Below are 21,857 nucleotides of genomic sequence, written 5' to 3' on the forward strand. Positions count from 1 at the left end.
AGTATAACGTTATTGCAGTTAAAAAATTGCGGTGTTATATTATATCACAACACTCAACAACAAACTTAGAAGTAGTAATGATGAAGCAACTTTCAATTCTTTCTAGTGCTGTTGCCGCTGCGCTGTTTTCCCAATCAACAATGGCTGCTGTGATCACAGGTCAAGTATTAGATAAAAACCAACAACCTATCAGTAATGCCGAAATACACGTACATGGTAAATCGCAATCTGTTGTCACCGATACACAAGGTCAATTTAAAATTGATGTAGACAACAAAGGCCAGCTGCACATTAGTAAAGACAATTACATTGATAAACGCGTTGCTATCAACGGTGAAAATCAAAACCTGGTTGTTACACTTACCCCAACCTCAGTTGAGACTGTGGTTGTTTATGCCTCTGCACTTCATAAAAATAGCCTTGAAATGATTTCACCAGTGAATGTTTTAGCCGGTGATGAACTAAAAGATAAGGCAAAACCAACTCTAGGCGAAACACTTAAAGGATTACCAGGCGTTAATGCCAGTTACTTTGGCCCAGTATCTTCGAGCCCGATTATTCGTGGCTTAGATGGTCCACGTGTTAAAATCACTCAAAATGGTCTTGATAGCAGCGATGCATCTCGTATTGGTCCAGATCACGCAACATCGAACGACAGCTTAGCAGCTGAGCAAATCGAAGTACTTCGCGGCCCAGCTACCCTACTTTATGGCTCTGGCGCAATTGGTGGTGTGGTTAACGTAGTTGATAACCGTATTCCTACCGATAACATTGACACTTTAACCGGTGCTGCTCAGTACACTCACGATACAGTATCAAATACCAACACCTATGCTGCAAAACTTGAAACCGGTAACGATGGCTTCAACTTCCATTTTGATGGTACTAAGCGTAAAGGCCATGACTATAAAACACCAACATTCGAGCTTCCTGAGGAGCACGATGAACATGAAGGTGAAGATCATGAAGAGCACGAAACAGCTAACAGTGTTGAAAATACCTTTATCGATAGCCAAAATGTAAACTTCGGTACCAGCTATGTGGGTGAACACCTGACCTTAGGTGTATCTTATGGTCGTATCGAAACTGACTATGGTATTCCAGCACATGAACACCACCATCATGAAGAAGAAGCGGCTGATCATGATGAAGAAGAACATGAAGAGTCTGTTTTTGCACAATTAGAGCAAGATCGTTGGCAAGGTTACATGAGCTATGCGCTGCATGATAATTGGATTGAAAATATCTCATTACGTGTTGGTTACACTGACTATAAACATGCTGAAATTGAAGATGGTGCTGTTGGTACTGTGTTTTCAAACAAAACCACAGAAGCACGTGCCACTGTTGAGCATAAATTAGGTCTTTGGCACGGTATGGCGGGTTATCATTACACTGAATCTGACTATGATGCAGATGGTGAAGAAGCCTTTACACCTGCAAGTGTGACAAAATCAAATGCATTATTCATGCTTGAAGAGCGTCAATTTGGTGATGTTACCGTTGAATTAGGTGCACGACTTGAAGATTACCAAATCGACTCTGCAGTTAGCATGGCTGAACATCATCATGATCATGAAGCAGAAGAAGAAGATCACGATGAAGAAGAAGCAGAAATCATTAACTACAGTGAAGATTTCACTAACCTTAGCTTATCTGCAGGCGCAATTTGGCAGTATCAAGAAGGCCAAAGTGTTGCTTTAAGTGTATCTCGTTCTGAGCGTGCGCCGCTAAGTGCTGAATTACTATCAAATGGTGTTCATATTGCAACAGGCACTTATGAACTAGGTCTTGGCTATCATATCGAAGACGGTGAAATTCATTTTGAACCTGAAGATATCAAACAAGAAACATCAACCAACTTTGATTTAAGTTTCCGTCGTTTTATTGGTGACTTTGGTTATACCGTTAACTTTTTCTATAACGATATTGAAAACTACTATTACCAGCAGAATACGGGCTTAGCCTTTGATGAAGATAATGGCTTAACCAGTCAAGCTGATGCTGATGAAGATGCGATGGCGGTTTATCAGTTTACTAGTAAAGACGCAAAACTATACGGTATTGAATTTGATGTGCACTATCAAGTCACACCAAGTGCCTTAGTAAAAGTATTTGGCGATTCAACAACCGCTAAGTTAAAAGATGATGAAGGTTACTTACCGCGTATTCCGGCTAATAAACTAGGCTCGGAATTACAGTACACAGTAGCGGATTGGCAATTTAGCCTAACAGGCACTCATTACTTTGAGCAATCTGACATCACTGCGTATGAAACAAAAACAGATGGTTACACATTGTTTGATGCATCAGCTAACTACCAACTTGATTTAGGCCCTGTTGATACACAGCTTTATATTAATGTTGACAACTTAACCGATGAATTAGGTTTCGTACACAGTTCATTCATTAAAGAAAAAGCACCATTACCTGGTCGTAACTTCAGCTTGGGTATTCGCGGTTATTTCTAATCGCTTTAAATGGTTATAAAAAAACCCTTTCACTTTAAAAGTGAAAGGGTTTTTTATTAAGTTTAGAAACTTAATAGATTAGCTATTAGCCTTTTTGTTCAATCTTCGCCCATGAATCACGAAGACCCACAGTTTGATTGAATACTAATGAGTCGGCTTTGTTATCACGACAGAAGTAACCCATACGTTCAAACTGGAAGCCCTGCTCTGCTTGTGCATTAACAAGTGACGGTTCAAGTTTCGCGTTAGCAAGAACCACAAGTGATTCAGGGTTTAACGTTGCATTGAAGTCTTCAGCAGCAGCTGGGTTTGGTACGTTGAATAAGCGGTCGTATAAACGAACTTCTGCAGTAATTGACTCACTCGCTGAAACCCAGTGAATAACACCTTTAACTTTACGACCATCGCTCGGGTTTTTACCCAGTGTTTCTGGATCGTATGAGCAGAAAATAGTCGTGATTTCACCGTTTTCGTCTTTTTCAACGCGCTCCGCTTTAATTACATAAGCACCACGTAAACGTACTTCTTTATCAAGCACTAAACGTTTGAACTTGTTGTTTGCTTCTTCACGGAAATCTTCACGCTCGATATACAGTTCACGAGTGAAAGGCACATCACGGCGACCCATTTCTTCTTTATTCGGGTGGTTTGCTACAGATAAAGTTTCTACTTTATCGGCATCATAGTTTTCGATAATAATCTTCACCGGATCTAGAACAGCCATTGCACGCGGTGCATGCTCATTAAGATCTTCACGGATACACGCTTCAAGCATACCCATTTCAACCATGTTTTCTTGCTTGGTGATACCGATGCGAGAACAGAATTCACGTACTGATGCAGGTGTATAACCGCGACGACGCAAACCAGCAATAGTTGGCATACGTGGATCGTCCCAGCCTTCAACATGACCATTAACCACTAAGTCGTTTAATTTACGCTTAGACATAATCGTGTATTCAAGGTTTAAACGTGAAAACTCGATTTGTTGAGGATGACATTCAAGGCTGATGTTATCTAATACCCAATCGTATAAACGACGGTTATCTTGGAACTCAAGAGTACATAATGAATGTGTGATACCTTCTAACGCATCAGAGATACAGTGCGTGAAGTCATACATTGGGTAGATGCACCACTTGTCACCCGTTTGGTGATGATGTGCAAAACGTACACGGTATAAAATCGGGTCACGTAAAACGATAAACGAGCTAGCCATATCGATTTTTGCACGCAGTACACACTCGCCTTCTTTGAATTCACCATTACGCATTTTTTCAAAAAGCGCTAAGTTTTCTTCAATCGGTGTATCACGGTAAGGGCTGTTTTTACCTGGCTCTTTTAATGTTCCACGGTATTCACGTGCTTGCTCTGGTGACAAGAAACACACATACGCAAGGCCTTTTTCGATTAGCTCAACAGCATAGCCGTATAACGCATCGAAATAGTTAGATGAATATTTGATTTCACCATCCCACTGGAAACCTAACCACTGCACATCTTCTTTAATTGAGTTTACGTAATTGATGTCTTCTTTTTCTGGATTAGTATCATCAAAACGTAAATTACAAAGACCTTGATAATCTTTGGCAATACCAAAGTTTAAGCAAATCGACTTTGCATGACCAATGTGTAAGAAACCGTTTGGTTCTGGTGGAAAACGCGTGTGCGTAGTCGCATGCTTACCGCTTGCGAGATCTTCATCGATACGCGTTCTAATAAAGTTACTTGGGCGATTCTCAATTTCCGCCATAGGAGCATAATCCTCTGAATATTGCATGGTGACAAAACTACTGCATTATTACAAAAACAAACCCTAACATACAGTAGTTGAACCATGTTTATTGAAGATAATAAGTCGATTCTTGAATACATAGTTCACAGACTGGACAAAATCGGTAAAAAAATTGTTCTAACGCAATAAAATGATCATTGACTAGCGATATAGTGCCGTCAGTTTCATTACCAATAAGGAAAAAAGATGGCTTCGCTCAATCAACACCGAGTCTATATTCCTAGCTCAGCACGTGCAAACCAGTATGTGTTAGTTGAATTTAAACCTACTGATGAGTTTTTTGCCCAGTTTACTAATGTGAGCTGCGCTTATAAGCGTCTTGCAAGGGAATTATTTGCGCTATGTGATGAGTATGAATTGCATAACGTACATTTAATCGCAAACGATAAACTACCTGTGGTTCGTTACCATGATGAAGCATACAGTTTAGAAACCGCTAAGCAGATTTTATTTTTCTACAATCCGCAATACCATGAAGCACATAATGTATTTGCCGATGGTGAAGTTAGATGCAAAAAAATACGTTTATTATTCTTAGCAACCGGTGAAGATATTCGTGCACATGCAGCAAGTTTTCATCATAATGTGCAACGAGTGATTAACTCATTACAAGAAAAACTATTAAGCGGCCAACCACCGCTTAAAATTCGCGATCATCAACACCTAACTTACGATTTATTTGCCAAAGCAAAAGGTCACAAAGAAAGCTATGGTTATAAATTACGTAGCTTATACCCACGTTATCAGTCTCGCCAATGTCATTTACCCAATGAACATAGCGAAATGACCTATGCAGGTTTTTCAATTCCTGTTACACGTGCCATTAAAACGCAATTTCAACATATGTTGAATGAAGAGAATTACACGCAGTTTTATCAATACATCTTTGATGCATTCAAACGTGCATGTGAAAAACGCGGATTAACCCTAGGCGCATTTATCGCAAATGGTACGCGCCCGATTGTGCGTAATAGCAATATTGATAACGCACAAAGTAACAGTGAACTGCAAAAACTAACCTTTGATTGCAGTACTGAACAAGTACAGTTACAACAGTATTGGGATGCTAATCAACTTGTTGATGCGCTACATTTTGTGATTGCAGCAGCAGATAAAGACAAGCATGACATTGGTTATGGTAAGTTTATGAATCAAGTACAAAGTGCCATAAATGAAGTAACCGATGAACTGGCGTTTAATCCGACTCGCCAAGATTTACGTGTGCGTTTTTATCAGCACATAAATTATCAATATTAATGAATAACAATGAGAGGTGACGCGCTTGCGTCACCTTTTAATTAACGGTTTTTACTTAACTTAGTAAGGTCTAAACGCAGTACCTTAGAACGTCTCTCATAGTTATAAAGCGCTTTTTTCTTAGCTGGCAACTCATCGACTGTTACCAATTCAAAACTCTGCTCTAAAAACCAGTGGATGCTACGTGTCGTTAAGGCAAATAAATGTGAGTAACCCGCACGTTTAGCCTTGTTGATGATAAATCGCAGAAGAAAACTGCCACGATCGGCATCTCGATATTGTGGATGCACAGCCAAACTCGCAAATTCTCCCACTTGTTCATCAGCAAACGGATATAGCGCAGCACAGGCAATGATAACGCCATCACGCTCAATTACTGTAAATTGCTCAATTTCAATTTCAAGTTGCTCACGCGAACGACGCACTAAATAGCCCTGCTCTTCAAGTGGTCTGATAAGGTTAATAATCCCCGTGATATCAGAGATACTTGCACTTCGTAATTGCTCAGAGCTTTGCGGCGCGATTTGCGTACCGATCCCATCTAAAGAGAACAGCTCTTGCAACAAAGCACCGTCTTCTTTGTAACTCACTAAGTGACAGCGATGTACACCACCACGACACGCATCAATCGCCGCTTGTAAGAATACGGTTGCACTTAAACATGAATCTGGTTGATTGCGATAATTCGCTAATACATGCTCTGCTTCATTTGGCATAAGCTCAGCGATTGCTTCGCCATTTTCATCCAAAATACCAGCTTCTTGGCAAAAGCCTAGCATCTTATCAGCACGCAGTTTTAACGCTACTTGTGTGGCAATTTCTTCTGCTGTTAAGTTAAAGCTTTCACCTGTCACTGATGCTGCAATCGGACCGAGTAACACGATACCGTTGTTATTTAGCTGATGGCGAATGCCTGCAACGTCAATGCGTCTCACTCTTCCTGAGTGATGGTAATCGACACCTTCATCAACACCTAAGGGTTGAGCAATAACAAAATTACCGCTGACAACATTTAAGAAAGAACCTGACATTGGTGTACTACTCAAAGATGTCGATAAGCGTGCTGTGATGTCAAATTGCATTGCACCGGCAACTTTTTTTATTACATCAAACGTTTCGTTATCGGTCACTCGTATCTCATTGTGAAACTGACTAGTTATGCCAACTTGCTCAAGCGCGGCATTAAACTGTGGGCGAGCACCAAACACTAAAACAATCTTAATACCAAGACTCGTTAAAAGCGCAATATCATTGATGATACTGCGACAACCAGACTGATCAATCGCCTCACCACCAAGCATGACAACGAATGTTTTGCCTCTGTGAGCATTTACATAAGGGGTTGACTGGCGAAATCCATCTACCAATTCTGTGGTACGCACGTAATATTTACCTTATTAAAGTCGAATGTTTTAATAAAAACAACTATACAAGCCACAAGTGTAGAGAATTTATATTCACAAATAAAGCATTATTATTCTTAATTTGCAGGCGGAATTTTAGTGCGGGTTATAAGAAAGTGATAGATACAAAAAAGGCCCGCATAAGCGAGCCTTCTTTAAGAGTTCAGAACTGATTACCAGCCTGTTTTCTCTTTAAGTGCAGCACCGATATCAGCTAGTGAACGTACAGTTTTTACGCCAGCAGCTTCTAATGCAGCAAATTTCTCATCAGCAGTACCTTTACCGCCTGCGATGATTGCACCTGCGTGACCCATACGCTTACCTGGAGGTGCAGTAACACCCGCAATGTAAGAAACAACAGGTTTAGTCACGTTGTGCTTGATGTATTCTGCAGCTTCTTCTTCTGCAGTACCACCGATTTCACCGATCATAACGATAGCTTCAGTTTGCTCGTCTTTTTCGAACATTTCTAAAACGTCGATGAAGTTAGTACCAGGGATTGGGTCACCACCGATACCAACACATGTTGATTGGCCGAAACCAGCGTCAGTAGTTTGCTTAACCGCTTCGTAAGTTAAAGTACCAGAACGTGATACGATACCTACTTTACCAGGCTTGTGGATGTGACCAGGCATGATACCGATCTTAGTTTCACCCGGAGTGATAACACCTGGGCAGTTAGGACCGATCATACGAACACCAGTTTCTTCAAGCTTAACTTTAACGTCAACCATGTCTAGTGTTGGGATACCTTCAGTGATACAAACGATTAGCTCGATGCCAGCATCGATAGCTTCTAAGATTGCATCTTTACAGAAAGGTGCTGGTACGTAGATAACTGATGCAGTTGCGCCAGTTGCTTCAACAGCGTCACGTACTGTGTTGAATACTGGAAGACCAAGGTGCGTTTGACCGCCTTTACCTGGGCTTACACCACCAACCATTTGTGTACCGTACTCAAGCGCTTGCTCAGAGTGGAAAGTACCTTGACCACCTGTGAAACCTTGACAGATAACCTTTGTATCTTTATTGATTAATACAGACATTATTTGCCCTCCGCAGCAGCAACAACTTTCTCAGCTGCGTCTGTTAGTGATTCAGCAGCGATGATGTTAAGGTCAGACTTAGCAAGTACTTCACGACCTAGTTCAGCGTTAGTACCTTCTAAACGTACTACTACAGGAACGTTTACGCCTACTTCTTTAACTGCGCCAATGATACCTTCAGCGATCATGTCACAACGTACGATACCACCAAAGATGTTAACTAAAACAGCTTTAACGTTGTCGTCAGATAGGATGATCTTGAATGCTTCAGATACACGCTCTTTAGTAGCACCACCACCAACATCTAGGAAGTTAGCTGGCTTACCACCGTGTAGGTTTACGATGTCCATTGTACCCATCGCTAGGCCTGCACCGTTAACCATACAACCAACGTTACCGTCTAGTGCAACGTAGTTAAGCTCGAAGCTTGCAGCGTGAGCTTCACGCGCGTCTTCTTGTGAAGGATCGTGCATTTCACGGATTTTAGGTTGACGGTAAAGCGCGTTACCATCTACACCGATTTTACCGTCTAGACAGTGAAGGTTACCTTCGTCTGTGATAACTAGCGGGTTGATTTCTAATAATGCGAAATCGAAATCGTTGAACATGTTTGCAAGACCCATGAAGATCTTAACGAACTGTTTCATTTGAGTAGGGTTTAAACCTAGTTTGAAACCTAATTCACGAGCTTGGTAAGCTTGAGGACCAACTAGTGGATCGATCTCAGCTTTGTGAATTAATTCTGGAGTTTCTTCTGCAACTTGCTCGATTTCAACACCACCTTCAGTAGATGCCATGAAAACAACTTTACGAGAAGCACGATCTACTACAGCGCCAAGGTATAATTCGTTAGCGATGTCAGTGCAGCTTTCAACAAGGATTTTAGCTACTGGCTGACCATTTTCGTCTGTTTGGTAAGTAACTAAGTTTTTACCTAACCAGTTCGCAGCGAACTCTTTAACTTCGTCGATTGTTTTAACTAGCTTAACACCGCCAGCTTTACCACGGCCACCTGCGTGAACCTGTGTTTTAACAACCCACATATCACCGCCGATTTTCTCAGCAGCTGCTGCAGCTTCTTCAGGTGTATCGCAAGCGAAACCTTGAGAAACTGGTAAACCATATTCGGCAAAAAGTTGTTTTGCCTGATACTCATGCAAATTCATGATGCTTTATCCAATTTTTTATACTAAAAGAGCTGAATATTTATGCAAATAGCCAGCTATCCCAAATTGCGCACTTAGTATAAATCCCAAGGCTCCACATGAAAACCCCAGTTAGACCAAAGGCGCAAAAAAAAAGCTGTGAACGAGGTTCACAGCTTAGTTTTTATACAACCAGATTAAACATCTAGTAGTAAACGAGTTGGATCTTCAAGTAACTCTTTAATTGTTACTAGGAAGCCTACTGATTCTTTACCATCGATTTGGCGGTGATCATAAGATAACGCTAAATACATCATTGGTAAGATTTCAACTTTACCATTTACAGCCATTGGACGATCTTGGATTTTGTGCATACCTAAGATTGAAGACTGTGGTAAGTTGATGATTGGTGTAGATAGTAATGAACCGAACACACCACCGTTAGTAATTGTGAAGTTACCACCTGTCATATCTTCGATAGATAATTTACCGTCACGACCTTTAATCGCAAGCTCACGGATACCTTTTTCGATTTCAGCAACTGAAAGTTTGTCACAATCTTTAAGAACTGGTGTCACAAGACCACGTGGTGTAGAAACCGCGATGCTGATGTCGAAGTAGTTGTGATAAACAATATCATCACCGTCAATAGACGCATTAACTTCAGGGAAACGCTTAAGTGCTTCAGTTACAGCTTTCACATAGAAAGACATGAAACCTAAACGGATACCGTGACGCTTTTCAAATACTTCTTGGTACTGCTTACGAAGATCCATGATTGGCTTCATATTAACTTCGTTGAACGTCGTTAACATTGCAGTAGAGTTTTTCGCTTCAAGAAGACGATTAGCAATTGTTTTACGTAAACGCGTCATAGGAACACGTTTTTGCGTACGGTCACCCATAGGTGCTGCTGGCGCTGCTGCTTCAGCTTTTGGTGCTGCTGCAGGTGCTTTTAAGAATGTATCAACATCTTCTTTAGTTACACGACCGTTTTTGCCTGTACCTTTGATTTTAGATGCATCAAGACCTTTCTCAGCAATTAAACGGCGTACTGACGGTGTTAAAACGTCAGAGCTGTCGCTTGAATCGCTTGCTGGTGCTGCTTCAGCTTTAGGAGCTGCTGCTGCCGGTGCTGCACCCGCTTTAACTGTACCAATTACTTGCTCACCAAGTACTGTTTCGCCTTCAGCGTGAATGTGCTCACCCATGATACCGTCTTCTTGAGCAACAACTTCAAGAACAACTTTATCAGTTTCGATGTCAACTAGGTTTTGATCGCGAGTTACCGCTTCACCTGGTTGAACGTGCCAAGTAGCAATTGTCGCGTCTGCGACTGATTCTGGAAGTACAGGTACTTTAATGTCCACTTCTTTACCTTCTGATGCTGGTGCTGATTGCGCCGCTGGCGCGTCTTCTGATTTAGCTGGTGCACTATCACTTGCTGGTGCAGCATCTGCATCACCAAGTAATGCAATTACTTGTTCGCCAAGTACCGTTGCACCTTCTTCTTGTGAAATTTCAGTGATCACACCGTCATTTGGTGCAACAACTTCTAAAACAACTTTATCTGTTTCGATATCTACTAAGTTTTGGTCGCGGCTTACTTTGTCGCCAACACTTACGTGCCATGTTGCAACTGTAGCATCAGCAACCGACTCAGGAAGTACAGGAACTTTAATTTCTGTGCTCATTGCTTATCCTTTCTTTTCAATAGTAAGCGCATCAGCAACGAGCGCTTGTTGTTCTTTATTATGCACTGACATGTAACCACACGCTGGTGATGCTGATGCTTTACGACCTGCGTAAGTTAATTTAGCACCCGCTGGGATTGCATCAACAAAATGATGTTGAGAGCAATACCATGCACCTTGGTTTTGTGGCTCTTCTTGACACCAAACAAAATCTTTAACGTGTTGGTAACGTTGCATGATTGTATCCATTTCAGCATGTGGGAATGGATATAATTGTTCTACACGAACAATAGCAATGTTATTTAATTCAAGCTTGCGACGCTCTTGTAGTAGCTCGTAATAAACTTTACCGCTACAGAATACAACGCGTTCTACTTTGTCTGCTGCAATATCATCGATTTCGTCGATCATGTTGTGGAACACACCTTCCGATAACTCTTCAAGTGTTGATGTTGCCAGCGGATGACGAAGTAATGACTTTGGTGTCATAACAATCAATGGACGACGAAGTGGACGTACAGATTGGCGACGTAGCATTGCATAAACTTGCGCAGGTGTTGAAGGCACACAAACTTGCATGTTGTGATCAGCACACAATTGTAAGAAACGCTCAAGACGTGCCGAGCTATGCTCAGGACCTTGACCTTCATAACCATGTGGAAGTAAACATGTAAGACCACATAAACGGCCCCACTTCTGCTCACCTGAGCTTAAGAATTGGTCGAATACAACTTGTGCACCGTTAGCGAAGTCACCAAACTGCGCTTCCCACATAACAAGTGAAGTCGGCTCAGCTGTTGCGTAACCGTATTCAAATGCAAGTACCGCTTCTTCTGAAAGTACAGAGTCGAATACTTCAAACGCACCTTGCTTTTCGCTGATATTTTGCAGCGGCAAGTAAGTTGAAGCGTCTTTTTGGTTATGGATTACAGCATGACGGTGGAAGAATGTACCACGGCCTGAGTCTTGACCTGTTAAGCGAATATCAGTACCTGCATCAACAAGTGTTGCGTAAGCAAGTGTTTCGGCCATACCCCAATCAAGCGCTTTTTCGCCTGTTGCCATTAGCTTACGGTCATCGTAGATTTTCTTAACACGAGACTGAGCTTTGTGGCTTTCTGGGTAGTTTGCGACCTTTTCACCAAGTTCTTTTAACTTTTCAACAGACACTGTTGCATCGTACTCAACATCCCAATCGTGGCCAACAAATTTAGCCCAATCAGAAGAGTGTGATGTTTCTGGCTGAATTTCTTCAACAACACAGTTGCCTTTGTCTAAGCCATTACGGTAATCATCTGCTAGTGCTTTAATTTCATCTTCAGAGAATGAACCTTCAGCAACAAGTTGATCTGCGTAAATTAAACGAGGAACTGGGTGTTTTTTGATTTTTTGGTACATAAGTGGTTGAGTCGCATTCGGCTCATCCGCTTCGTTATGACCATGTCGGCGATAACATACTAAATCAATCACTACATCACGTTTAAACTGATTTCTGAAATCAAGAGCGATTTGAGTTACAAATGCAACCGCTTCTGGGTCATCAGAGTTAACGTGGAAAATTGGTGCCTGAACCATTTTCGCAATATCAGTACAGTATGGTGTAGAACGTACATCAGACTGCTTAGACGTTGTGAAACCAACTTGGTTATTAACAACGATACGGATACTACCACCACAACTAAATGCATTAGTTTGCGATAAGTTAAATGTTTCTTGTACAACACCTTGACCTGCGATTGCAGAGTCACCGTGAATAGTAATTGGTAAAGCTTTAATACCTGACTTGTCACCTAGACGGTCTAAACGCGCACGTACCGAACCCATAACTACTGGGTTAACGATTTCTAAGTGAGAAGGGTTAAATGCAAGTGCCATGTGCACGTTGCCGCCCTTAGTTGCAAAGTCAGATGAATAACCCATGTGATATTTAACATCACCTGAGCCTAATGTGTCTTTGTGTTTACCAGCGAACTCATCGAATAATTCTGATGGGTTTTTACCTAATACGTTCACTAGTACGTTCAAGCGACCGCGGTGAGCCATACCAATAACAGCTTCTTTTTGTCCGCTTTCACCTGCACGATGAATAAGTTCTTTAAGCATTGGTACTAACGCATCACCACCTTCAAGTGAGAAACGTTTTGCACCTGGGAACTTAGCCCCTAGGTATTTTTCAAGGCCATCTGCAGCTGTTAATCCTTTAAGGATACGTAGCTTTTCTTCTTTTGAGAAGGTTGGACGTGATTGCACTGATTCTAAACGTTGTTGTAACCAACGCTTTTCTTCAGTTGAAGTGATGTGCATATATTCAGCACCAACCGACCCACAATAAGTCGTTTTAAGCGCTTGATATAGCTCACCTAATGGCATGGTTTCGCGACCGACAGCAAACGAACCCACATTGAATTCACGGTCAAAATCAGCTTCAGATAATTCGTGGTACTCTAATTCAAGATCACGAACACGTTCGCGTTGCCAAATACCTAATGGATCTAGGTTGGCATTTTGGTGACCACGGAAACGGAAAGCATTAATAAGTTGTAGCACTTTGACCTGTTTAGGATCACCAGAGCCACCCTCTGCTACCACTACTTCTCTATGCTTGTTTTTAGCAAGCTGTGCAAATTGTGAACGAACTTCTGAATGTTTAACGTCAACATCCACACCATCAACTTTTGGTAATTGTTCGAACACTTCTCGCCATTCTTCTGGCACAGAAGTCGCATCATCTAAGTACGCTTCATAAAGCTCTTCTACGTAAGCAACGTTACCGCCGTTTAAGTGAGAAGATTCTAGCCATGCCTTCATCACACCTTCGTGCATTTATAAGCCCTTTTCTTTAGCGCAGAAATTAATTGTTGTAAAAACAAGGTGGTTAATCACTTAACCACCTTACATATTCAAGCTTTAAACAGCGCGGTTTAATAGCATTGATTTGATTTGTCCAATTGCTTTGGTCGGGTTAAGACCTTTTGGACACACGCTAACACAGTTCATGATACTGTGACAACGGAACACGCTGAACGCATCGTCAAGGTCAGCAAGACGCTCTTCAGTTGCTGTATCGCGGCTATCAGCCAAGAAACGATACGCATGAAGAAGACCCGCAGGACCGATGAACTTGTCTGGATTCCACCAGAACGAAGGACACGATGTTGAACAACATGCACATAAGATACACTCATATAAGCCATCTAACTTATCACGTTCTTCGATTGACTGAAGACGCTCACCCGCCGCTGGCGTGTCGTTGATTAGGTAAGGCTTAACTTTTTCGTATTGAGTGTAGAACTGACTCATGTCAATAACAAGGTCACGTACCACAGGTAAACCTGGTAATGGGCGAATTACGATTTTACCTTTGCCACCTTTAAGTAGCGTTGATAAAGGCGTGATACACGCTAAACCATTTTTACCATTCATGTTGATACCGTCTGAACCACACACACCTTCACGGCATGAACGACGGAATGATAATGTTGGATCTTGCTCTTTCAATTGCATAAGTGCATCCAATACCATCATATCTTGGCCTTCTTGCGTTTCTAGCGAGAAGTCTTGCATACGTGGTGCATTATCAACATCTGGATTGTAACGATATACCGAAAATTGTACTTGTGCCATCGTCTCGCTCCTAGTATGTACGTGCTTTAGGTGGGAAAGCTTCACGCAGTTTCGGCGCGTAGTTTACATCACGTTTGCTCATTTCTTCGGTCGTAGGATCGTAGATTGAGTGACATAACCAGTTTTCGTCATCACGATCTGGGTAGTCAAAACGAGAGTGAGCACCACGGCTTTCTGTACGGAAGTTAGCAGCTACTGCTGTTGAGTAAGCTGTTTCCATCAAGTTATCTAGCTCTAGACATTCGATACGTGCAGTGTTGAACTCAGTTGACTTGTCGTCAAGACGAGCGTACTGAAGACGTTCACGAATTTCTTTAAGCTCTTTAAGACCTGTTGCCATTGCATCACCTTCACGGAATACCGAGAAGTTAAGTTGCATACACATTTGTAAGTCTTTCTTGATTTGAACTGGGTCTTCACCTTGGCCAGCTTTAGAGCTTTCCCAACGGTTAAAGCGTGCAAGTGATGCTTCAAGGTCTGATTCAGACGCATCTTTACCTGCTTCAACACCGTTTAGGTATTTACCTAGGAAGTTACCAGCCGCACGGCCGAATACAACTAAGTCAAGTAGCGAGTTACCACCTAGGCGGTTCGCACCGTGTACAGATACACACGCAATCTCACCAACAGCGAATAAACCTTCAACTACTTTTTCTTGACCATTTGCATCAACTTGTAATGCTTGACCATTCACGTTAGTTGGAACACCACCCATCATGTAGTGACATGTTGGGATAACTGGGATTGGCTCTTTTGCCGGATCAACGTGTGCGAATGTTTTCGCAAGGTCACATACGCCAGGTAGACGTAGGTTAAGTGTTTCTTCACCTAAGTGGTCAAGCTTAAGCTTGATGTGTGGACCGTAAGGACCATCGCAACCACGACCTTCACGGATCTCAGTCATCATTGAACGAGCAACAACGTCACGAGATGCTAAGTCTTTCGCGTTTGGTGCATAACGTTCCATGAAGCGTTCGCCGTCTTTATTTAGAAGGTAACCACCTTCACCACGACAACCTTCAGTTACAAGTACACCAGCGCCAGCGATACCTGTTGGGTGGAACTGCCACATTTCCATATCTTGCATTGCAACACCAGCACGTGTTGCCATACCAACGCCGTCACCTGTATTGATGTGAGCATTTGTTGTAGATGCGAAGATACGACCTGCACCACCTGTTGCTAGTACAACAGCTTTAGATTTGAAATAAACAACTTCGCCAGACTCGATGTCGATTGCTGTACAACCTACAACGTGACCGTCGCTATTCTTAACTAAATCTAGTGCATACCACTCAGAGAATACGTTTGTTTTGTTTTTAACGTTTTGCTGGTAAAGACAGTGTAATAGCGCGTGACCTGTACGGTCAGCTGCTGCTGCAGTACGTGCAGCTTGTTCACCACCAAAGTTTTTCGACTGACCGCCGAAAGGACGTTGATAAACACGGCCATTTTCAAAACGAGAAAATGGTAAACCCATGTTTTCTAATTCAGTAATAGCTTCTGGACCTGTTTTACACATATATTCGATAGCATCTTGGTCACCGATGAAATCGGAACCTTTAACAGTATCGTACATGTGCCATTCCCAGTTATCTTCATGTGAGTTACCCAGCGCAACCGTAATACCACCCTGTGCAGACACAGTGTGAGAACGTGTAGGGAAAACTTTTGAGATAAGTGCACAGGTTTTGCCTGATTCAGTGATAGCTAGTGCAGCACGCATACCCGCACCACCGGCACCAATCACTACAGCGTCAAATTCACGAACAGAATAATTCACTTAAACACCCCATAAAACGATTAGACCAATTGCTACGTAAGCAACAGCCATAAGGTTTAATACAAAGCCTAAAACAGCACGTAATTTCGCGTTTTTAACATAGTCCGTAAGAACTTGCCAAAGACCGATACGGGTGTGAACCATGATGCAAACTAGGGTAATTAGTGTAAACCCTTTCATTGCTAGGTTAGAGAATAGGCCTTGCCAGGCTTCAAAAGTGACTTCTGGTGTACATAAAAAATAGCCAACAATAAAAATCGCGTAAGCGCTGATGATTAATGCTGTTGTACGTAGTGATACGAAATCTTGTACACCATCACGTTTAAGAGTTGCTTGATTTAAAACCATATCCACACTCCTGCTAGAATTGCAGCTACAACACCTAAAGCTAATGCAACTTTAGCGCTGAAGTTACCTGATTCAAGTTCTTCCCAGTGACCCATGTCCATAATGATGTGACGGATACCACCGATTAAGTGATACGCCAATACAGAAATGGTGCCCCATGCTATGAATTTGGCAATGAATCCGCTGAACAGACCCTTGACGAATTCAAAACCTTCCGCAGAAGAAAGAGACTCAGACCAAGCCCAAATGACAAACGTTAAAGCAAAAAATAATGCAACACCGGTGACGCGGTGAAAAATTGATGCTTTAGCCGTTGCCGGCATAGATATAGTTGTTAGATCTAGATTTACAGGTCTTTGCTTTTTCACAGTTACTTGCCCATCTTGCCCACTAAGGAGCTCATCTACTTGTTTTTCTAAAACCCATCAAAATGAATTTCGATGGAACTATCTAAGTAAACCGTGTTGATACACAAAAAGTTCACACTTATGCAAAACTCAAATGTAAAAATAAAGTTTACCTACAGACAATACGGTATAAAACCTTGGATAGTATATATAGCCCAAGGTCTTTTTACAATTCTTGTTTAGTAAGAGACGTTTGCGAATTAGCCAATGGTATAATATTTAATCCTGCTAGAATATTTATTATCCATTTGTGCATAATGTTTATAAAAATTGACTTTACACCCCTCTTTCACGTTAAAATGAAAAGAATGTGCTTAAACAGATTCAGAACATAACAATCAGAGTTGTTATCTTAATAGGAGATAAATAGATGGCGGATAAGAAAGCCACGGTCCATATTGATGGTCTTGATCCAATCGAACTTCCAATTTACCAAGGCACTGCTGGCCAAGACGTAATCGACGTACGTACGTTAGGTTCTCATGGCTATTTCACTTATGACCCAGGTTTCATGTCGACCGGTTCTTGTGAATCTTCAATCACTTACATCGATGGCGGCAAAGGTGTTTTATTACACCGTGGTTACCCAATCGAGCAATTAGCTGATGATTCAAACTACATCGAGCTTTGCTACTTACTATTAAACGGCGAATTACCGACTAAAGAACAATACGATGCGTTTGCACAAGAAATCACGCACAACACAATGCTTGATACTAAAATCGCAAACTTCTTCCAAGGTTTCCGCTTTGACGCTCACCCAATGGCAATGCTGTGTGGTGTTGTAGGTGCTCTTTCTTCTTTCTACCACGAAGATTTAGACATCACTGATGCTACACAACGTAAAACAAGCGCAATCAAGCTAGTTGCTAAATTACCAACTATCGCTGCGATGGCTTACAAATACAACGTTGGTCAACCATTCGTATACCCACGTAACGATTTAAGCTTTGCTGAAAACTTCTTACACATGATGTTCTCAGTACCTGCTGAAGAATATAAAGTAAGCCCTGTTCTTGCTAAAGCAATGGACAAAATCTTCATGCTTCACGCTGACCACGAGCAAAACGCATCAACGTCAACAGTTCGTTTAGCAGGTTCTTCAGGTGCTAACCCTTACGCGTGTATCGCGGCGGGTATCGCATCTCTATGGGGTCCTGCACACGGTGGTGCTAACGAAGCATGTCTTAACATGTTAGAAGAAATCGGTTCTGTTGACCGCATCGATGAGTACGTTGCGAAAGCGAAAGACAAGTCTGATCCTTTCCGTCTTATGGGCTTTGGTCACCGTGTATACAAAAACTTCGACCCACGTGCGACAGTAATGCGTCAAACGTGTCACGAAGTACTTGCTGAGCTAAACATTCAAGATCCACTTCTTGATATCGCAATGAAGCTTGAGCAAATTGCACTTGAAGACCCATACTTCGTAGAGAAGAAACTTTACCCTAACGTAGATTTCTACTCAGGTATCATCTTAAAAGCAATCGGTATTCCAACAAGCATGTTCACTGTAATCTTTGCAATGTCACGTACTGTTGGTTGGATCTCTCACTGGGATGAGATGCTTTCTCAACCTGGTCACAAGATCAGCCGTCCTCGTCAGTTATACACTGGTGAAACTTCACGCGATTACGTTCCAGCTGACAAACGCTAGACTGTATTTGTGTTTAAAAAAGGCCGCTATGCGGCCTTTTTTGTTGCCCTGCACTTGTCTATTTGTGCAAAGTAATTAAAATCGTCGCATTCTCGCTGTTAAGGGCCTTCCATGTTCGACATTGCTAAAATACGTGCTGACTTTCCACTGCTGAATGAAACGGTTAATGAGCAGCCTCTGGTATATTTAGACTCAGCGGCGACCTCTCAAAAGCCACAAGCGGTAATTGATGCCCTTGCACGCTTTTATAGCCATGAGAATGCAAATGTCCACCGTGGTCGTCATACTCTCAGTGAAAACGCCACACGCAACTATGAACATACCCGAACGCTACTTGCTGATTATTTTTCTGTAAAAAGTAATGAGATAGTGTGGACCAAAGGCGCAACTGAATCGATTAATTTAATCGCAAATGGTCTGGCTTCTAGGCTTAATCCTGGCGATAAGATTGCCTTATCTGCTATTGAGCATCACGCCAATATCGTCCCTTGGCAACAACTCGCTCAGCGTACCGGTGCACAAGTCATTATTTTGCCGATAGAAAATGATTTAAGTATTAATAGCGAACACTGTAGTGAATTTATCACACAACAAAGGCCGAAAATTGTCGCCATTACCCATGCATCAAATACTTTAGGTAATATTACTGACTTAGCGCCTATCATTAGCGCATGTAAAGCCATTAATGCTATTTCGGTTGTAGATGGTGCGCAGGCGGCGATGCATTTGCGCCCTCATTTACCAGAAATTTCGTGTGACTTTTACGTATTTTCTGCCCATAAAATGCTCGGCCCAACAGGTTTAGGTGGCTTATATGGACGTTATGAGCTGTTAAATTCGCTCGATGTTTATCAAACCGGTGGCGAAATGATAGAAACAGTTTCCTTAACTCAGAGCACTTTTCGTGATGCACCGGGTAAATTCGAAGCAGGAACACCTAATATTGCGGGTGTCATTGCCTTTGCAGAGGCAATTAATTATTTAACGTCTTTAGATTTTCAGCAAATGCGTCAACATGAGCATACAGTTTTCGCTTATGCGATAAACCAGTTAGCAGCAATTGACGGTATTCGAATATATTCAAATCAAGAATGTAACATTGGTAACATCAGTTTTAATTATAAAGATGAACACCCTTTTGATGTTGCCACCTTACTTGATGGATTTGGTGTTGCGGTACGTAGTGGTCACCACTGTACCCAGCCAATCATGAGCCAACTAGGTATTCCTGGAACAGTACGCGCTAGTTTTGCCTTATATAACAATAAAGACGATGTTGACGCCTTTATAAATGCACTTAAAAACAGTATCGAATTATTAGATTAATTTTGGATAAGATATGAATTCAACGTTTAAAGCCGTAACTAAAGACATTGAAATAGCGGCAGGTTGGCAACAAAAATACCGCCAAATTATGCTACTGGGTAAACAATTACCAGCAATGCCTGATGCATTAAAGGTCGATGATGCGCTTGTAAAAGGCTGCGAGAGTAAAGTGTGGCTTTATATTGAGTTTGATCACTCGGAAAATAGCCTTGTTTTAGCAGGCGATTCAGATACGCGTATCGTCAAAGGGTTACTGGCTTTGATTTTAGCCTTATACAATGGTCTAACACCGGAACAAGCAGCGCAAATAAATGCCTATGATGAATTTGAACGACTTGGTCTAATTAACCATTTAAGCCCTTCTCGCGGCAATGGCATCAAAGCCATGGTCGATAAAATTCAAACCATGGCTGAACAAAAGCGCTAAGTTAGGCACCGCGCTGTTTTTTATCTAGGTATTTTCTAATCGCTTTGGCTGCTACAAAAAAGCCAAAGCTGCCTGTCACCATGGTTGCAGAGCCAAAACCATTATTACAGTCCATATTCATAGAACCATCTGCACCTTGTTTTGCTTGGCAAACCTCACCTTCAGAGGTTGGATATACAAGCTGCTCAGTTGAATAAACACAATCAACGTTAAATTTTCGCTTTGGATTGCTACTAAAGTTGTACTGTTTTCGCAAAATATAACGTACTTTTGCAAGTAATGGGTCATGAGTTGTCTTTGCAACATCACCAAAACTGATTTGACTAGGGTCAGTTTGCCCGCCTGCTCCACCGGTTGTAATTACCGGTAGTTTTATACGTTTACAATGTGCGATTAGCGCTGCTTTTTCTTTTACAGCATCAATACAATCAATTACATAGTCAAAGCCTTGAATATGTTCACGAATGTTATCAAGGGTAATAAAATCATCAATAACATTAATTTTGATATCTGGGTTTATCAACTCACAACGTGTTTTCATGGCTTCAACTTTTGCTTCACCAACAGTGCCCGTTAAAGCATGAATTTGACGATTTACATTGGTTGCACAAATATCATCAAGATCAATAAGCGTTAGTTGCCCTACACCAGTTCGTGCCAATGCTTCAGCAGCCCAACTACCTACGCCACCAATACCAATGACACAAAAATGGGCTTGTTGTAACCAATCAAATTGTTGATGACCATATAAACGTTTAATGCCACCAAAGCGGATGTCTTGTGTTGTTTCTTTCATTTACCAATCCAACGTCCAAGGAGTGAACCACTCTTGGAATTCGTCTGCGTTAAATACTTCGTTAAGATGCAAGCCAAAAGTGTAACCACATCGATATTCTTTAAGCTGCCCTTTATAGCTAAATTGTAGTGCATAGGCATGCAAATTAGTGCGCTCGTCTTTACTTCCTGCATAAGTGGAATCACCAAGAATTGGGGCGCCTAAGCTTTTCATCGCGACTCTAAGCTGATGTGTCTTACCTGAATAAGGTTTTAACAAATAAGCACGAAGCCCTGGGCGAATACTTGTGGAATAAAAACGAGTAATCGCTGGGTTTGTTTGCGTCTTTAAAAGCTTAAATGCACCACGACGACTTTTTTGCATATCCCCTTTTATCCAACCTTGTTTTTTCTTCGGTTTGGCATCACTGACGGCTAGATAAAATTTATTTATTTTATGATCAGAAAATAGCGTGGTGAATTCGGCTGCGGCTTCTTTATTGCGGGCTAAAATAATTAAACCAGAAGTCACTTTATCTAGCCTATGAACCGGATAGAGCTTCTCGTTTACGAGCTTTTCAGCAAGTACGACAAAACCAGCACACTGTTCACTATGAAAACTTACACCTGCTGGTTTATAAAAAACAAAAAAGTCATCTTCACTAGCATGAAGATGAACAGTGTTTACATCGTACATGCG

Annotated in this window: 17 protein-coding genes; 5 read left to right on the top strand and 12 right to left on the bottom strand. The window is 41.7% G+C overall.

What is annotated here, in order from left to right; all coding sequences use genetic code 11:
- The first annotated feature begins 80 nt into the window (after positions 1–80).
- Entirely contained in the window at positions 81–2,471 is a 2,391-nt protein-coding gene (locus tag CWC28_RS10760; protein ID WP_063705508.1) for a TonB-dependent receptor, read from the top strand.
- 85 nt (positions 2,472–2,556) lie between these two features.
- Here CWC28_RS10760 and glnS read toward each other — a convergent pair whose 3' ends face one another.
- Positions 2,557–4,224, bottom strand: coding sequence for a glutamine--tRNA ligase (gene glnS / locus CWC28_RS10765; RefSeq protein WP_138625141.1), 1,668 nt, complete (start codon positions 4,222–4,224; stop codon positions 2,557–2,559).
- A 228-nt stretch (positions 4,225–4,452) separates the two neighbouring features.
- Here glnS and CWC28_RS10770 point away from each other — a divergent pair, with 228 nt between their 5' ends.
- Complete coding sequence (locus CWC28_RS10770; RefSeq protein ID WP_105174076.1) at positions 4,453–5,523, top strand: DUF3083 family protein; 1,071 nt, start codon at positions 4,453–4,455, stop codon at positions 5,521–5,523.
- Between the two features lie 41 nt (positions 5,524–5,564).
- Here CWC28_RS10770 and argA read toward each other — a convergent pair whose 3' ends face one another.
- The 9 genes from argA to sdhC all read right to left on the bottom strand — a co-directional run bounded on the left by argA (position 5,565) and on the right by sdhC (position 16,934).
- Positions 5,565–6,905 carry an amino-acid N-acetyltransferase gene (gene argA / locus CWC28_RS10775; protein ID WP_105174075.1) on the bottom strand — a complete coding sequence of 447 codons (1,341 nt, stop codon included), beginning with the start codon at positions 6,903–6,905 and terminating at the stop codon, positions 5,565–5,567.
- A 194-nt stretch (positions 6,906–7,099) separates the two neighbouring features.
- A complete protein-coding gene (gene sucD / locus CWC28_RS10780; RefSeq protein WP_063705515.1) occupies positions 7,100–7,972 on the bottom strand; it encodes a succinate--CoA ligase subunit alpha in 873 nt (290 codons plus the stop codon).
- Positions 7,972–9,138, bottom strand: coding sequence for an ADP-forming succinate--CoA ligase subunit beta (gene sucC / locus CWC28_RS10785; RefSeq protein WP_063705517.1), 1,167 nt, complete (start codon positions 9,136–9,138; stop codon positions 7,972–7,974). The genes sucD and sucC overlap by 1 nt, the downstream gene beginning before the upstream one ends.
- Before the next feature lie 176 nt (positions 9,139–9,314).
- Positions 9,315–10,811, bottom strand: coding sequence for a 2-oxoglutarate dehydrogenase complex dihydrolipoyllysine-residue succinyltransferase (gene odhB, locus CWC28_RS10790; RefSeq protein WP_063705521.1), 1,497 nt, complete (start codon positions 10,809–10,811; stop codon positions 9,315–9,317).
- Positions 10,812–10,814: 3 nt separating this feature from the next.
- Positions 10,815–13,634, bottom strand: a complete 2,820-nt coding sequence (locus tag CWC28_RS10795) for a 2-oxoglutarate dehydrogenase E1 component (protein ID WP_138625142.1) — start codon at positions 13,632–13,634, stop codon at positions 10,815–10,817.
- 84 nt (positions 13,635–13,718) lie between these two features.
- Positions 13,719–14,435, bottom strand: a complete 717-nt coding sequence (locus tag CWC28_RS10800; protein WP_054551369.1) for a succinate dehydrogenase iron-sulfur subunit — start codon at positions 14,433–14,435, stop codon at positions 13,719–13,721.
- Between the two features lie 10 nt (positions 14,436–14,445).
- Positions 14,446–16,218 (bottom strand): succinate dehydrogenase flavoprotein subunit, encoded by a 1,773-nt coding sequence (sdhA, locus tag CWC28_RS10805; RefSeq protein WP_063705526.1) that lies wholly within the window; start codon positions 16,216–16,218, stop codon positions 14,446–14,448.
- Complete coding sequence (sdhD, locus tag CWC28_RS10810) at positions 16,219–16,566, bottom strand: succinate dehydrogenase, hydrophobic membrane anchor protein (protein WP_063705528.1); 348 nt, start codon at positions 16,564–16,566, stop codon at positions 16,219–16,221. It abuts the gene before it with no gap.
- A complete protein-coding gene (gene sdhC / locus CWC28_RS10815) occupies positions 16,557–16,934 on the bottom strand; it encodes a succinate dehydrogenase, cytochrome b556 subunit (RefSeq protein WP_082401567.1) in 378 nt (125 codons plus the stop codon). The genes sdhD and sdhC overlap by 10 nt, the downstream gene beginning before the upstream one ends.
- 409 nt (positions 16,935–17,343) lie before the next feature.
- Here sdhC and CWC28_RS10820 point away from each other — a divergent pair, with 409 nt between their 5' ends.
- The 3 genes from CWC28_RS10820 to CWC28_RS10830 all read left to right on the top strand — a co-directional run bounded on the left by CWC28_RS10820 (position 17,344) and on the right by CWC28_RS10830 (position 20,383).
- Entirely contained in the window at positions 17,344–18,630 is a 1,287-nt protein-coding gene (locus tag CWC28_RS10820; RefSeq protein ID WP_063705530.1) for a citrate synthase, read from the top strand.
- A gap of 111 nt (positions 18,631–18,741) precedes the next feature.
- On the top strand, positions 18,742–19,956 hold the full coding sequence (locus CWC28_RS10825) for an aminotransferase class V-fold PLP-dependent enzyme (protein ID WP_138625143.1): 1,215 nt from the start codon (positions 18,742–18,744) through the stop codon (positions 19,954–19,956).
- 13 nt (positions 19,957–19,969) lie between these two features.
- Positions 19,970–20,383, top strand: a complete 414-nt coding sequence (locus CWC28_RS10830) for a SufE family protein (RefSeq protein WP_063705534.1) — start codon at positions 19,970–19,972, stop codon at positions 20,381–20,383.
- Position 20,384: 1 nt separating this feature from the next.
- Here CWC28_RS10830 and tcdA read toward each other — a convergent pair whose 3' ends face one another.
- On the bottom strand, positions 20,385–21,179 hold the full coding sequence (tcdA, locus tag CWC28_RS10835) for a tRNA cyclic N6-threonylcarbamoyladenosine(37) synthase TcdA (RefSeq protein ID WP_063705535.1): 795 nt from the start codon (positions 21,177–21,179) through the stop codon (positions 20,385–20,387).
- A complete protein-coding gene (locus CWC28_RS10840) occupies positions 21,180–21,854 on the bottom strand; it encodes a TIGR01621 family pseudouridine synthase (RefSeq protein ID WP_138625144.1) in 675 nt (224 codons plus the stop codon).
- Positions 21,855–21,857: the final 3 nt, after the last annotated feature.

Source organism: Pseudoalteromonas sp. S4492 (assembly GCF_005886115.1).
Taxonomy (GTDB): Bacteria; Pseudomonadota; Gammaproteobacteria; order Enterobacterales; family Alteromonadaceae; genus Pseudoalteromonas; species Pseudoalteromonas gelatinilytica.

What these genes read in the sequence shown, in the direction of transcription:
- CWC28_RS10760 (WP_063705508.1), top strand. Translation starts at nt 81, where the DNA reads ATGAAGCAACTTTCAATTCTTTCTAGTGCTGTTGCCGCTGCGCTGTTT.
- glnS (WP_138625141.1), bottom strand. Translation starts at nt 4,224, where the DNA reads ATGGCGGAAATTGAGAATCGCCCAAGTAACTTTATTAGAACGCGTATC.
- CWC28_RS10770 (WP_105174076.1), top strand. Translation starts at nt 4,453, where the DNA reads ATGGCTTCGCTCAATCAACACCGAGTCTATATTCCTAGCTCAGCACGT.
- sucD (WP_063705515.1), bottom strand. Translation starts at nt 7,972, where the DNA reads ATGTCTGTATTAATCAATAAAGATACAAAGGTTATCTGTCAAGGTTTC.
- sucC (WP_063705517.1), bottom strand. Translation starts at nt 9,138, where the DNA reads ATGAATTTGCATGAGTATCAGGCAAAACAACTTTTTGCCGAATATGGT.
- odhB (WP_063705521.1), bottom strand. Translation starts at nt 10,811, where the DNA reads ATGAGCACAGAAATTAAAGTTCCTGTACTTCCTGAGTCGGTTGCTGAT.
- CWC28_RS10795 (WP_138625142.1), bottom strand. Translation starts at nt 13,634, where the DNA reads ATGCACGAAGGTGTGATGAAGGCATGGCTAGAATCTTCTCACTTAAAC.
- CWC28_RS10800 (WP_054551369.1), bottom strand. Translation starts at nt 14,435, where the DNA reads ATGGCACAAGTACAATTTTCGGTATATCGTTACAATCCAGATGTTGAT.
- sdhD (WP_063705528.1), bottom strand. Translation starts at nt 16,566, where the DNA reads ATGGTTTTAAATCAAGCAACTCTTAAACGTGATGGTGTACAAGATTTC.
- CWC28_RS10820 (WP_063705530.1), top strand. Translation starts at nt 17,344, where the DNA reads ATGGCGGATAAGAAAGCCACGGTCCATATTGATGGTCTTGATCCAATC.
- CWC28_RS10825 (WP_138625143.1), top strand. Translation starts at nt 18,742, where the DNA reads ATGTTCGACATTGCTAAAATACGTGCTGACTTTCCACTGCTGAATGAA.
- CWC28_RS10830 (WP_063705534.1), top strand. Translation starts at nt 19,970, where the DNA reads ATGAATTCAACGTTTAAAGCCGTAACTAAAGACATTGAAATAGCGGCA.
- tcdA (WP_063705535.1), bottom strand. Translation starts at nt 21,179, where the DNA reads ATGAAAGAAACAACACAAGACATCCGCTTTGGTGGCATTAAACGTTTA.
- CWC28_RS10840 (WP_138625144.1), bottom strand. Translation starts at nt 21,854, where the DNA reads ATGTACGATGTAAACACTGTTCATCTTCATGCTAGTGAAGATGACTTT.